The following is a 13,270-nucleotide window of genomic DNA, read 5'->3' on the forward strand; positions in this document are numbered from 1 at the left end:
AACGCTCCGCTCAGAAAGAAGAAGCAGATGACCACCACCGCTCCCACCGCCGGCGCGACCGCGACCGAGCTTCCCGAGATCACCCACTGGATCGACGGAGCGCGCGTCTCGGGCTCGTCGGGCCGCACGGCCCCGGTCTACGACCCCGCGCTCGGCGTCGCGACGAAGACCGTCGCCCTCGCCAGCCAGGAGGAGATCGACCGCGCCATCGCGAGCGCCAAGGCGGCGTTCCCGAAGTGGCGCGACCTGTCGATCACGAAGCGCCAGCAGATCATGTTCCGCTTCCGCGAGCTGGTCAACGAGCGCAAGGACGAGCTCGCCGAGATCCTCACCGCCGAGCACGGCAAGGTCATCTCCGACTCGCTGGGCGAGATCCAGCGCGGCCTCGAGGTCCTGGAGCTCGCGACCGGATTCCCGCACCTCATCAAGGGCGAGTTCAGCCAGCAGGTGTCCACCGGCGTCGACGTCTACTCGACCAAGTCGCCGCTCGGCGTCGTGGGCATCATCAGCCCGTTCAACTTCCCGGTCATGGTGCCGATGTGGTTCTTCCCGATCGCCATCGCGGTCGGCAACACGGTCGTCCTCAAGCCCAGCGAGAAGGACCCGTCGTCGAGCATCTTCCTGGCGGAGCTCTTCAAGGAGGCCGGTCTGCCCGACGGCGTCTTCACCGTCCTGCAGGGCGACAAGCTCGCCGTCGACGGCCTGCTGAACAGCCCCGACGTCGCCAGCATCTCGTTCGTCGGCTCGACGCCGATCGCGAAGTACATCTACGAGACCGCAGCCAAGAACGGCAAGCGCGTCCAGGCCCTCGGCGGCGCGAAGAACCACATGCTCGTGCTGCCCGACGCCGACCTCGACCTGGTGGCCGACTCGGCCATCAACGCGGGCTTCGGCTCGGCCGGCGAGCGCTGCATGGCGATCAGCGTTCTCGTCGCCGTCGGCGACGTAGCCGACAAGGTGGTGCCGATGATCAAGGAGCGCATGTCGAAGCTCGTGATCGGCGACGGTCGGCGATCCTGCGATATGGGCCCTCTGGTCACCGAGCAGCACCGTGACAAGGTCGCCTCGTACGTCGACATCGCGATCGCCGACGGAGCCGACGTCGTCGTCGACGGCCGCGGCATCGAGGTCGACGGCGACAAGGCCGGCTTCTGGTTCGGCCCCACCCTGATCGACAGGGTGCCGCTGACCAGCCGCGTGTACACGGAGGAGATCTTCGGACCAGTGCTCAGCGTGGTCCGCGTCGACACCTACGAGGAGGGCGTCGAGCTCATCAACTCGGGCGCCTTCGGCAACGGCACGGCGATCTTCACCAACGACGGGGGAGCTGCGCGTCGCTTCCAGAACGAGATCGAGGTCGGCATGATCGGCATCAACGTGCCGATCCCCGTCCCGGTCGCCTACTACTCGTTCGGCGGGTTCAAAGACTCGATCTTCGGCGACTCGAAGGCCTACGGCATGCAGGGGTTCCACTTCTTCACGCGCGAGAAGGCCATCACGTCGCGCTGGTCCGACCCGTCGCACGGCGGCATCAACCTCGGCTTCCCCCAGGCGTGACGCACCCATGACCACCTGGTTCCACCCCGCACAGAGCCTGGCCCGCGATGGCTGGCAGTCGGTCGTCGACGACACCCTCGAAGGCTGGCAGCACACCGGCCTCCGGGTCGGCGAGCTGGCGGCCGGCGAGCTGACGCTGACCGCCGGCGATAGGGAGCGCATGATCGTGCCGCTGACCGGCGACGTCCGCATCGAGTGGGCGTCCGCCGGCGACGGCGGCACGATCGACCTCGAGGGCCGCGCCTCGGTCTTCGACGGTCCGCCCGATGTCGCCTACCTCGGCGTCGGCACCTCGGCGACCCTCTCCGGCTCGGGCCGGGTCGGCGTCGCCGAGGCGCCCGCGACCGAGGTGCTCTCGGTGCAGGTGCTCCGCAGGGCCGACATCCCGGTCGAGATCCGCGGGGCCGGCCGCTCGACCCGCCAGGTGCACAACTACGGCACGCCCGCGGGTCTGCACGCGCAGAAGCTCATCGTCTGCGAGGTCATCACACCCGCCGAGAACTGGTCGTCGTACCCGGCGCACAAGCACGACGAGGCCGTGCCCGGCGTCGAGTCGCGGCTGGAGGAGATCTACTACTTCGAGTCCGAGGTCACCCGCGGGGCAACCGCTCCGGCTGAGGCGCAGCCCTTCGGCATGTTCGCCACCTACTCGTCGCCCGCCGGTGCGATCGACATCAACGCCATGGTCCGCACCGGCGACATCGCGCTGGTGCCCTTCGGCTACCACGGCCCTGCCGTGGCCGCCCCGGGCTACGACCTGTACTACCTGAACGTGATGGCCGGGCCCGACCCGGAGCGCGTCTGGAACATCACCGACGATCCGGCGCACGGGTGGGTCCGCGCCGAATGGTCGGAGCAAGAGACCGACCCCCGCCTCCCGTACGCCGCCGCAGAGCCGCACACGCTCAACCAGAAAGCATCAGGTCGATGACGACTTCCCCAGCACAGACCATCCGGATGACCGTGGGCCAGGCCCTCGTCGAGTTCCTCGCCAACCAGTGGACGGTCGACGGCGATGTGCGCGAGCGCACGATCCCGGGCATCTTCGGCATCTTCGGCCACGGCAACGTGGCGGGCGTCGGCCAGGCGCTCAAGCAGCTGCACGAGACCAAGCCCGGTCTCATGCCGTACCTCCAGGCCCGCAACGAGCAGGCCATGGTGCACCAGGCCGTCGCGTACGCGCGCATGCACCGCCGCCGCGCGACGTATGCGTCGACCGCGTCGGTCGGCCCCGGCGCCGCCAACATGCTGACCGCCGCGGCCCTCGCGACGACGAACCGCCTGCCCGCGCTGCTCCTCGCCAGCGACACCTTCGCGACCCGGGTCTCCGACCCGGTGCTGCAGCAGATCGAGATGCCCCACGACACCTCGATCAGCGTGAACGACGCGTTCCGGCCGCTCTCCCGCTTCTTCGACCGGGTGGTCCGCCCCGAGCAGCTGTTCTCGATAGCCCTGTCGGCCATGCGCGTTCTGACGGATCCGGTCGAGACGGGAGCGGTGACGATCGCGCTTCCCGAAGACGTGCAGGCCGAGGCGATCGACGTCCCCGTCGAGTTCCTGCGTCCCCGCGAATGGCACGTTCGCCGGCCCGTCCCCGAGAAGGGCCCGCTCGAGCGCGCGATCGCCGCGATCCGCGGCGCCGAGCGCCCGTTCATCGTCGCCGGCGGCGGAGTTCTCTACTCGGGCGCCGAAGAGCAGCTCCGCGCCTTCGCGGCGGCGACCGGCATCCCGGTCGGCACGACGCAGGCCGGTGGCGGCGCCCTCGACTGGGACCACCCGCAGTACCTCGGCGGCGTAGGCGCCACCGGCTCGCTCGCGGCGAACGACCTCGCGGCCGAGGCCGACGTCGTGATCGGCATCGGCACCCGCTACAGCGACTTCACGACGGCTTCGCGCACCGCGTTCCAGGACCCCGACGTGACCTTCGTCAACATCAACGTCGCGTCGTTCGACGCCTACAAGCACGGCTCGCAGCTGCCGATCATCGCCGACGCCCGCGAGAGCATCGATGCGCTGTCGCACGGCCTCTCGGAGTTCGCCGTCTCGAGCGACTACGCCGCGCGCATCGCGTCCGAGAAGGCCGCGTGGGACGACCTCGTCGACGAGGCCTTCCTCCCCAGCGGCCTCGCGCTGCCGGGCCAGCCCGAGATCATCGGAGCCGTCCAGGCGGCATCCGACCCGACCGACGTCGTGGTCCAGGCCGCGGGCTCGCTCCCGGGCGACCTGCACAAGCTCTGGCGCACCCGCGACGCCCTCGGCTACCACGTCGAGTACGCGTTCTCGTGCATGGGCTACGAGATCGCCGGCGGCATCGGCGTCAAGCGCGGCGCCCCCGACCGCGACGTCATCATCATGGTCGGCGACGGCTCGTACCTGATGCTGCACACCGAGCTGGTCACGGCGGTCGCCGAGGGCATCAAGGTGATCGTCGTCCTGATCCAGAACCACGGCTACGCGTCGATCGGCCACCTCTCCGAGACGGTCGGCTCGGAGCGCTTCGGCACCCTGTATCGCAAGCAGGACAAGGCGACGCTCGACTTCCAGGGCTCCGAGATCCTGCCGGTCGATCTCGCGATGAACGCGCGCAGCTACGGCGTCGACGTCATCGAGATCGAGCCGACGACGAACGCGATCGCCGACCTGTCGGCGGCGCTCGCCACGGCGAAGGCGTCCGAGACCTCGACCCTGATCCACATCAACAGCGACCCGCTCGTCTACGCGCCCGACGGCGCCGGCTGGTGGGACGTCCCGGTCGCTCAGGTCTCGACCCTCCCCTCGACGCAGAAGGCCTACGACGACTACCTCGTCGAGCAGGCGAAGCAGCGGCCCCTCCTCGGCTGAACCCCGACAACCTCCTACCACGAAAGAGACAGCGCAGTCATGACCGTCACCGACACCCAGGGCATCCGCATCGGCACCGCACCCGACTCGTGGGGCGTGTGGTTCCCGGAGCACCCCAGCCAGATCCCCTGGGACCGCTTCCTCGACGAGGTCCAGAAGGCCGGCTACGAGTGGATCGAGCTGGGGCCGTTCGGCTACCTGCCGACCGACCCGCACCAGCTGGAGGACGAGCTCGGCAAGCGCGACCTCAAGCTCTCGGCGGGCACCGTCTTCACGGGGTTCCACAAGGGCGAGGAGCAGTGGAAGCGCGCGTGGGACCAAGCGCTCGACGTCGCCGGCCTCGCCTCCAAGCTCGGTGCCGAGCACCTCGTCGTCATCCCCGACCTCTGGCGGAGCGATGCCACCAACGAGGTGCTCGAGGCGCGCACCCTGACCGACGAGCAGTGGGCGAAGCTCGGTGCCGGCCACGACAAGCTCGGCAAGGCGCTGCTGGAGGAGTTCGGCATGCACCAGCAGTTCCACACGCACGCCGACAGCCACGTCGGCACCTACCAGGAGACCGAGCGCTTCCTGCAGGTCACCGATCAGCAGTTCACCAACCTGTGCCTCGACACCGGCCACTTCGCCTACTACGGCGGCGACAACGTGCGCCTCATCGAGCAGTACCCGGAGCGCATCGGCTACCTCCACCTCAAGCAGGTCGACTCCGACCTCCGCTTCACGGTGCTGAAGAACGACATCCCCTTCGGCGAGGCCGTCGGGATGGGCGTGATGGTGGAGCCCCCGAAGGGAGTTCCTGCGCTGGCCCCGATCATCGAGGCCGTGGCGAAGCTCGACTCGAACATCTTCGGGATCGTCGAGCAGGACATGTTCCCGGTGGCCTCGATCGACCTGCCGCTCGGCATCGCCACGCGCACCCGCGAGCACATCTTCGGGTGCACCCACCTCGCCCGAGTCAACTAGTCCCGCTGACATCCAGAGCACCAGAGAGAGAAGAGAACCATGAGCACGCAGGAACTCCGCGTCGCCGTCGTCGGCGCCGGCATGATGGGCGCCGACCACGTCGCCCGCATCACCCAGCGCATCTCCGGCGCCCGCGTCACGGCGGTCGTCGACCCCGACACCGCCCGCGCCACCGCCGCCGCGGCCCTCGCGCCCGGCGCCCAGACGTTCGCCGCCTTCGAGGACGCCCTCGCGGGCACCGAGATCGACGCCGTCATCATCGCGACCCCCGGGTTCCTGCACGAGCCGGTGATCTTGCCCGCGCTCGAGAAGGGCCTGGCGATCCTGAGCGAGAAGCCACTGAGCGACACCGTCGAGTCGAGCCTCCGCATCATCGAGGCCGAGCAGAAGCTCGACCGACCGCACATCCAGGTGGGCTTCATGCGCCGCTTCGACGCCGGCTACCTCCAGCTCCGCGAGCTCGTGCGGTCGGGAGCCAACGGGTCGCTGCTCGCTCTCCATTGCGCTCATCGCAACGCGTCCACGCCTCCGAACTACTCGGAGTCGGCGCTCATCACCGACTCGGTGATCCACGAGATCGACATCGTGCCGTTCATCGCCGGCGAGCCGATCGTCTCGGTCGAGGTCAAGAAGCCGCGTCGCAACTCGCTCGCGCCCGACGGCCTGGTCGAGCCGCAGTTCGTCCTGCTCGAGACGCTGTCCGGCACCCTCGCGATCGTCGAGATCAGCGTCAACATCCAGTTCGGCTACCAGGTGACGACCGACGCGGTCTTCGAGTCGGGCGTGGCGTCGATCGGCCGCGCCGAGACCATCCAGGTCGCCAGCGCGGGCCAGATCGGCCAGAGCGTCACCCCGTCGTTCAAGGAGCGCTTCGGCGCCGCCTACGACGTCGAGATCCAGCGCTGGGTCGACGCGGCGCACCGCGGCGAGATCGACGGACCGTCGGCCTGGGACGGCTACCTCGCCAGCGTCGTCGCCGACGCGGGTGTGCTCGCGCAGTCGTCGGGCGAGAAGGTCGTCGTCGAATACGCCCTCGAGAAGCCTGCCTTCTACGAGACGGGCGCCCGCGAGGCGGTCTCGGCCTGATGGTCAAGATCGCCCTCGATCCGACGCCGTTCCACCACGACTACTCGCTCCTCGAGCTGCCGCAGAAGATCCGCGACCTCGGGTACGACCACCTCCAGCTGACACCGCACAGAGACTTCATCCCGTTCTTCCGGCACCCGAAGGCCGACGACGACCTCGTCGACGCCTTCGCCGCGGCCTGCCGCAATGCCGGGGTGACGGTGGCATCCGTGCTGCCGGTGCTCCGCTGGTCGGGTCCGTCCGACGACGAGCGCCGTGCCGCCGTCAAGCAGTGGAAGCGCGTCATCGACATCACGGCCCGTCTCGGCGTCGACCTCATCAACACGGAGTTCTCCGGGCGGCCCGAGCTGCAGGAGGAGTCCGAGCGCCAGTTCTACTGGTCGATGGAGGAGCTCCTGCCCCTGTTCGAGCGCGAGGGCATCCGGGTGCTCATCGACCCGCACCCCGACGACTTCGTCGAGGACGGCTTGGAGGCCGTCCGTGTGATCCGCGGACTGAACTCGAAGCAGGTGGGCATGGCGTTCGTCTCGTGCCACACCTTCCACTACGGCGACCAGACCCCGGCGATCTTCGAGGCGGCCGGCCAGTCCATCGGCCTCGTGCACATCGCCGACACGTTCGACCACCACCGGTCGCACGGGCTCCGCTACATCACCAACCCGCCCGGCAATCCCGTGCGAGTGCATCAGCACCTGCCGATCGGCCACGGCGACGTCGACTGGGCCGAGTTCTTCGGCGGTCTGGGCGGCCTCGGATTCTTCGACCGCGACGACACGGTGGCCGTGTCGAGCGTGTTCGCCGAAGACGAGAACGCCGACGAGGTCTCGAAGTTCCAGCGCAAGCAGATCGCAGCCCGGATCGCCGCCACCCGCACCCCGCAGTCCTCTCGCCCGACGCTGTCGTAACCGGCACGCGGTCGACTCACACGATCAAGGAGACATCTCATGACGACAGTTCTCGCCGATACCCGGCCGAGCACCCTCCGCGCCGCGCAGGACACCCCGACGAGCCTCTGGAACGACTCGGCCGACCCGCAGGAACTCGCGCGCTCCATCGCCGAGTTCGGCGCCGTCGGCGCCACCTGCAACCCCGTCATCGCCCTTACCTGCATCAAGAACGACCCCGGCACGTGGATCCCGCGCCTGCGCGAGCTCGCCGCCGAGAACCCGACGATGGGGGAGTCCGAGCTGGGCTGGAAGGCCGTCGAGGAGCTCTCGATCGGCGCGGCGAAGCTGCTCGAGCCGGCGTTCGAGGCGTCGGGCGGTCGCAACGGCCGTCTGTCGATGCAGACCGACCCGCGGTTCCACCGCGACAAGGACGCCCTCGTCGAGCAGGCCGTCTCCTTCTCGGGTCTCGCGAAGAACATCATCGTGAAGATCCCCGCCACGAAGCTCGGCATCGAGGCGATGGAGGAGGCCGTGTACCGCGGCGTCTCGATCAACGCGACCGTGTCGTTCACGGTGCCGCAGGCCGTCGCCGTCGGCGAGGCTCTCGAACGCGGCCTGGCCCGCCGGGCCGCCGACGTGCTCCCCGCGGCCCTGCACCCGGAGAAGACGGAATTCGGCAACGTCGTCACCATCATGGGCGGACGCCTCGACGACTGGCTGAAGGTCGTCGCCAAGCGCGACGGGATCCTCATCGATCCGGGCTACCTGGAGTGGGCCGGCGTCGCCGCTCTGAAGAAGGCGCACCACGTCTTCGTCGAGCGCGGCTTCTCGTCGCGCGTGCTCTCGGCCGGGTTCCGCAACTACATGCAGTGGTCGGAGCTCGTCGGAGGAGACCTCGTCGTGTCGCCGCCGTTCCAGTGGCAGGTCGACATCAACGCGAACGAGATCCCCGCCGAGAACCGCATCGACGTGCCGGTCGACCCGGAGATCATCGAGACGCTCCGTGCGAAGATCCCCGACTTCACCCGCGCCTACGACGTCGACGGCATGGAGCCGGCCGAGTTCGACCGGTTCGGCGCCACCGTCACGACGCTCCGTCAGTTCCTCGACGCCGACGCCCAGCTCGACGCACTCGTGCGCGACGTGATCGTGCCGGGGGTCTGAGCGCGCATGCCCCTCGTCAGAATCGACGTCACCGCCGGCCGTCCCGACTCGGAGGTCACCGCGATCGCCGACGCCATCCACGAGGCGATCGTGGAGGTCTACGGCATCCCGGTGCGCGACCGCTTCCAGATCATCACCGAGCTCCCCGCCAGCCGCATCATCGCGCAGGACGCCGGGCTCGGCTTCGAGCGCACCGACGGCGTCGTCATGATCCAGATCGTCACCCAGCGCGGCCGCACCGACGAGACGAAGGCGGCGCTCTACGACCGCATCGCCACCGGCCTCGCCGCCGTCGGCGTCGCGGGCGAGAACGTCTTCATCGGCTACGTCGAGAACGGCCCGCAGGACTGGTCGTTCGGCTTCGGCGTCGCCCAGTACATGACCGGCCAGCTCTCCGTCCCGAAGGCGTAGCCGACTGCCATCAGCGGGAGTGCTCGGGTGCGTGAGATGCAAGGCGGAGCCCCGCCGGCAATAGCGAAGCTATGCCGGCGGGGCGACAACGCCGCAGATTGCGCGTCCGAGTGCTCCCCTACTTCTCGACGAGGGTGATCGAGAACGAGTACAGGTCGGGGCGGTAGCAGTGGTAGCCGACCTCGACGGCACGGCCCGACGCGTCGTAGGCCGTGCGGCTCATGGTCAGCACGGCCCCGTGCTCGTCGATCTCGAGCAGCGACGCCTCGTCGTCGACGGCGGCCCGAGCCCCGATGGTCTGCTTGGCGACGCGCATCGTCACGCCGCGGCCGCGCAGCACCTGGTAGAGGCCGAACTCCTCGAAGTCGATGGCCGAGAGGTCGGCGACGACCGTCGGCAGGTAGTTCTCGAGAAGCGCGACCGGCACGTCGTCGGCCAGCCGGAGGCGTCGGATGTGCGTGACGGGATCGCCCACCGCGATGCCCAGGGCCTCGGCGATCTGCTCGTCGGCGGGGAGGACGCTGTGCGACAGCACGCGCGTCGTCGGGTGCTGGTCGCCCGAGCGGAGATCATCGAACAGGCTCGTCAGCTCGACCTTGCGGCTCACAGGCCCGTGCACGACCTGCGTGCCGATGCCGCGCCGACGCACGAGCAGGCCCTTGTCGACGAGCTCCTGGATCGCACGGCGGATCGTGGGGCGCGACAGGCCGAGGCGCTCGCCGAGGGCGACCTCGTTCTCGAGGCGCGATCCTGCCGGAAGCACTCCCGTGGCGATCGCGTTCTCGATGCGGCTCGAGACCTGGAAGTAGAGCGGCATGGGCCCCGAGCGGTCGAGGTCCATGAAGAGGTCGGGCGGCAGCACGCCATCGTGTTCGGTCATCGAGTCTTCCCGGTACAGGCGGCGGCCCGAGGCCGTCGCGCGATTGTTCAGACATTATCATCGGCGATGCGCGGCCGGTGCGGTCCGCGCCTCTCAGACGCGCGGGGTTCTGTCGGTTCCCTCTTTGGGGGACTGACGGGGGAGGGGGCGGCACGTAGCGTGGTCGTCAACCGATCACTCTGGAGGCCCCATGCCCCGCCCTCTGCTTGCGCGTGCCATCGCGACGACCGCGGCCCTCGCACTCGGGACCGCCGCTCTCGTCGCCGCGCAGCCCGCCGCCGCTGCGACGACGGGCGTCCACGTCACCGGCACGACGGGCCACTGGTCGCTCACGGTCGACGATCAGCCGTACACGGTGAAGGGCGTCACCTACGATCCCAAGGTCAACGCCCCGGCGAAGTACCTGCCCGACGTGCACGCGATGGGCGCCAACACCGTGCGCGACTGGGGTACCGACATCTCGTCGACCACCCACGACCTCTTCACCGCCGCCGAAGACAACCACCTGCGCGTCATCGCCGGCTTCTGGATCGACTACGGCCAGGACTGGACCACGAACTCGGCCTACCAGTCGCAGATGATCAGCGAGATCACCAAGACCGTCACGTTCTACAAGGACAGCGACGCCGTGCTGATGTGGGACGTCGGCAACGAGGTCATGCAGAACCTCCCGTCGAGCGCCCAGCGGGCCGCCTACGCGAAGTTCATCGAGAAGGCCGCGAAGGCGATCCACAAGGCCGACCCCGACCACCCGGTCACGTCGACCGACTCGCAGACGTCGTTCTGGCCCGCGTACGAGAAGTACGCCCCGTCTCTCGACCTCTTCGCCCTGAACACGTACGGCGGCATCACGTCGGTAAAGAAGGCCTGGGGCGCAGGAACGTACACGAAGCCGTACATCCTCACCGAAGCGGGTACGGACGGCTACTGGGAGGTCCCCGCCGACCGCAACGGTCAGCCGACGCAGCCAAGCGATGCGGCCGCCGCCGCCGACTACACCGCCGCATGGAAGGCCATCGTCGGCGACCCGGGCGTCGCCCTGGGCGGCACCATGTTCCACTACTCGAACGAGACCGACCAGAACGCGATCTGGTTCGGCCTCCGCCCCGGTGACCTCAAGCGGGCGTCGTACTACGCGCTCGTCAAGGCGTGGGGTGGGAGCGTCGGGGCGAACCGGCCGCCGGTGGTGTCGCAGATGAAGTTCTCGACGTACGCGGTGAAGGCGGGCAAGACGTTCATCCTGGCGGCTCCCGCCACCGATCCCGACCGCGACGCCATCGCCTACGCGATCACGCGCACGCCCCTGGCGATCGGCGCCAACGGGATCCCGCCGGCCGCGCATGCCACGAAGCTGACACCCGGGCGCTACACGGTCAAGGCGCCGGCGACACCTGGGGTGTACCGGTTCTACGCGCGCGTCAGCGACGGGCATGGGAACGCCGACTACGAGTCGAGGACGATCCGCGTCACGCGGTGACGACGGCGCTGCGAGCCCGACGCGGTCTCGTTTGGAAGCCGTCTCGTGTCGACGCCGTCCTGTCTCGACTACATCTCGTCTCGACTACACGAAGCGGACGGTGCGCTTCGGCTCGAGCAGGTTGACGCGGACGCCCGCGGCCGTGGCCAGCTCGTCGACGGTCGTCGCGCCGTGACGCTTCGCCGCGTGCACGATGATCGCCGCGCACGCTTCGGCGTCGGCCAGGGCGTCGTGGTGCGTGAACTCCTCGAAGCCCGCGGCCCTGGCGGCCACCGGCAGGCGGTACGACTCGAGGGCGTACGTCTTGCGCGCCACCTGGAGGCTGCAGAGGTAGCGGGACGCCGGCGGCTCCTGGCCGGTGGCCTCGCACGCGCCGCGGATCACGCCCATGTCGAAGCCCGCGTTGTGAGCCACGAGCACGTCGTCGCCGGCGAACTCGACGAGGTCGTCGAGCTGCTCGTGCCAGCCCAGCGCGTCGATGACGTCGGACTGCCGGATGCCGTGGATGCGGGTGTTCCACTCGCTGAACTCGTCGTGCCCGGGCGGCGGCTTGATCAGCCAGTACGCGCGATCGACGACCCGGGCGTCGCTGACCCGCACCATGCCCACCGAGCACGCGGAGGCACTGGACGAGTTGGCGGTCTCGAAGTCGATGGCAACGTAGTCGAGTGGCATGGCGACATCGTGTCACGGGGTGCCGACATTGCCGGAACCCACGCGGGCGGTCCCGCGGTCGGCCCTCCGTCTGTCCTGCGGGCCCTCCGTCCGTCCCGTCGGGCCGGCTCCGGTTAGGCTCTATGACCGTGGCTCTCACTATCGCGATCGTCGGACTCCCCAATGTGGGCAAGTCCACCCTCTTCAACGCCCTGACCAAGAACCAGGTGCTGGCGGCGAACTACCCGTTCGCGACCATCGAGCCGAACGTCGGCATCGTGAACCTGCCCGACCCGCGCCTGCAGGTGCTCGCCGACCTCTTCAGCAGCGAGAAGATCCTGCCCGCGCCGGTGTCGTTCGTCGACATCGCCGGCATCGTGAAGGGCGCGTCGGAGGGCGAGGGGCTCGGCAACAAGTTCCTGGCCAATATCCGCGAGGCCGACGCCATCGCCGAGGTGGTCCGCGGATTCGCCGACCCCGACGTGGTCCACGTCGACGGCGTCGTCGACCCGGCGGCCGACATGGGCACGATCAACACCGAGCTGATCCTCGCCGACCTCGAGACCGTCGAGAAGGCGCTCGTGCGGTACGAGAAGGAGCTCCGCCTCAAGCGCGTCGAGCCGATCGTGCACGACACCGCGGTCGCCGCCCGCGACGCGCTCCAGCGCGGCGAGGCCCTCTCGTCGACCACGATCGACCTCGAGCCGATCCGCGAGCTCGGCCTGCTCACGGCCAAGCCCTTCATCTACGTGTTCAACGTCGACGAGGCCGTCATCGGCTCGCCCGAGCGCCAGGCTGAGCTCTCTGCCCTCGTGGCGCCGGCCGAGGCGATCTTCCTCGACGCGAAGATCGAGTCCGAGCTCATCGACCTCGATCCCGCGGACGCCGCCGAGCTGCTCGCGTCGACGGGTCAGGAGGAGTCGGGCCTCGACCAGCTCGCCCGCATCGGCTTCGACACGCTGGGCCTGCAGACCTACCTCACGGCCGGCCCCAAGGAGACCCGCGCCTGGACCATCGGCAAGGGCTGGAAGGCCCCGCAGGCCGCCGGTGTCATCCACACCGACTTCGAGAAGGGCTTCATCAAGGCCGAGGTCATCTCGTTCTCCGACCTCGTCGAGACCGGCTCCATCGCCGAGGCGCGCAGCCACGGCAAGGCCCGCATCGAGGGCAAGGAGTACGTCATGCAGGACGGCGACGTGGTGGAGTTCCGCTTCTCGAATTGAGTCTCTGGAAAGCTGGATCCATGCGAGGTGGCTACCCGCAGCGGTTGTCCGGTTTGGTCGTCGATGACTGAGTTGCCCGCCCAGGTCTCGTTCGCGTAAGCTGAACTCACTAAGACCGGTTCCGCCT

The 13,270-nt window shown here is 69.0% G+C and carries 12 protein-coding genes; 10 read left to right on the plus strand and 2 right to left on the minus strand.

Features of this window, described 5'->3' with window-relative positions:
- Nucleotides 1–27 precede the first annotated feature (27 nt).
- Genes AC3CBB_RS01460 through AC3CBB_RS01495 form a run of 8 tightly spaced genes read left to right on the plus strand, consistent with a single transcriptional unit; the run spans nucleotide 28 to nucleotide 8,909 of the window.
- Nucleotides 28–1,557: a CoA-acylating methylmalonate-semialdehyde dehydrogenase gene (locus AC3CBB_RS01460; RefSeq protein ID WP_488625712.1), complete on the plus strand. Its 1,530-nt coding sequence runs from the start codon at nucleotides 28–30 to the stop codon at nucleotides 1,555–1,557.
- A 7-nt stretch (nucleotides 1,558–1,564) separates the two neighbouring features.
- Entirely contained in the window at nucleotides 1,565–2,488 is a 924-nt protein-coding gene (gene iolB, locus AC3CBB_RS01465) for a 5-deoxy-glucuronate isomerase (RefSeq protein ID WP_488625713.1), read from the plus strand.
- The gene (gene iolD / locus AC3CBB_RS01470; RefSeq protein WP_488625714.1) at nucleotides 2,485–4,398 is read left to right on the plus strand and encodes a 3D-(3,5/4)-trihydroxycyclohexane-1,2-dione acylhydrolase (decyclizing); all 1,914 of its coding nucleotides are present in this window, start codon (nucleotides 2,485–2,487) and stop codon (nucleotides 4,396–4,398) included. The genes iolB and iolD overlap by 4 nt, the downstream gene beginning before the upstream one ends.
- Nucleotides 4,399–4,437: 39 nt before the next feature.
- The gene (locus tag AC3CBB_RS01475) at nucleotides 4,438–5,361 is read left to right on the plus strand and encodes a sugar phosphate isomerase/epimerase family protein (protein ID WP_488625715.1); all 924 of its coding nucleotides are present in this window, start codon (nucleotides 4,438–4,440) and stop codon (nucleotides 5,359–5,361) included.
- Between the two features lie 39 nt (nucleotides 5,362–5,400).
- On the plus strand, nucleotides 5,401–6,447 hold the full coding sequence (locus AC3CBB_RS01480) for a Gfo/Idh/MocA family protein (protein WP_488625716.1): 1,047 nt from the start codon (nucleotides 5,401–5,403) through the stop codon (nucleotides 6,445–6,447).
- Nucleotides 6,447–7,352 carry a sugar phosphate isomerase/epimerase family protein gene (locus tag AC3CBB_RS01485; protein ID WP_488625717.1) on the plus strand — a complete coding sequence of 302 codons (906 nt, stop codon included), beginning with the start codon at nucleotides 6,447–6,449 and terminating at the stop codon, nucleotides 7,350–7,352. Before AC3CBB_RS01480 ends, AC3CBB_RS01485 begins: the two co-directional genes overlap by 1 nt.
- A 39-nt stretch (nucleotides 7,353–7,391) precedes the next feature.
- Nucleotides 7,392–8,498 carry a transaldolase family protein gene (locus AC3CBB_RS01490; protein ID WP_488625718.1) on the plus strand — a complete coding sequence of 369 codons (1,107 nt, stop codon included), beginning with the start codon at nucleotides 7,392–7,394 and terminating at the stop codon, nucleotides 8,496–8,498.
- A 6-nt stretch (nucleotides 8,499–8,504) separates the two neighbouring features.
- The gene (locus tag AC3CBB_RS01495; RefSeq protein WP_488625719.1) at nucleotides 8,505–8,909 is read left to right on the plus strand and encodes a tautomerase family protein; all 405 of its coding nucleotides are present in this window, start codon (nucleotides 8,505–8,507) and stop codon (nucleotides 8,907–8,909) included.
- A gap of 118 nt (nucleotides 8,910–9,027) precedes the next feature.
- Here the strand turns inward: AC3CBB_RS01495 and AC3CBB_RS01500 are convergent, their stop codons facing one another.
- Nucleotides 9,028–9,789, minus strand: coding sequence for a GntR family transcriptional regulator (locus AC3CBB_RS01500; protein WP_123506232.1), 762 nt, complete (start codon nucleotides 9,787–9,789; stop codon nucleotides 9,028–9,030).
- 190 nt (nucleotides 9,790–9,979) lie between these two features.
- Here AC3CBB_RS01500 and AC3CBB_RS01505 point away from each other — a divergent pair, with 190 nt between their 5' ends.
- Entirely contained in the window at nucleotides 9,980–11,266 is a 1,287-nt protein-coding gene (locus AC3CBB_RS01505) for a glycoside hydrolase family 2 TIM barrel-domain containing protein (protein ID WP_488625720.1), read from the plus strand.
- A gap of 84 nt (nucleotides 11,267–11,350) precedes the next feature.
- Here AC3CBB_RS01505 and AC3CBB_RS01510 read toward each other — a convergent pair whose 3' ends face one another.
- Nucleotides 11,351–11,941: an exonuclease domain-containing protein gene (locus AC3CBB_RS01510; protein ID WP_488625721.1), complete on the minus strand. Its 591-nt coding sequence runs from the start codon at nucleotides 11,939–11,941 to the stop codon at nucleotides 11,351–11,353.
- A 128-nt stretch (nucleotides 11,942–12,069) separates the two neighbouring features.
- Here AC3CBB_RS01510 and ychF point away from each other — a divergent pair, with 128 nt between their 5' ends.
- On the plus strand, nucleotides 12,070–13,143 hold the full coding sequence (gene ychF / locus AC3CBB_RS01515; RefSeq protein WP_488625722.1) for a redox-regulated ATPase YchF: 1,074 nt from the start codon (nucleotides 12,070–12,072) through the stop codon (nucleotides 13,141–13,143).
- Nucleotides 13,144–13,270 lie beyond the last annotated feature (127 nt).

The organism is Frondihabitans sp. OV104, from assembly GCF_057787745.1.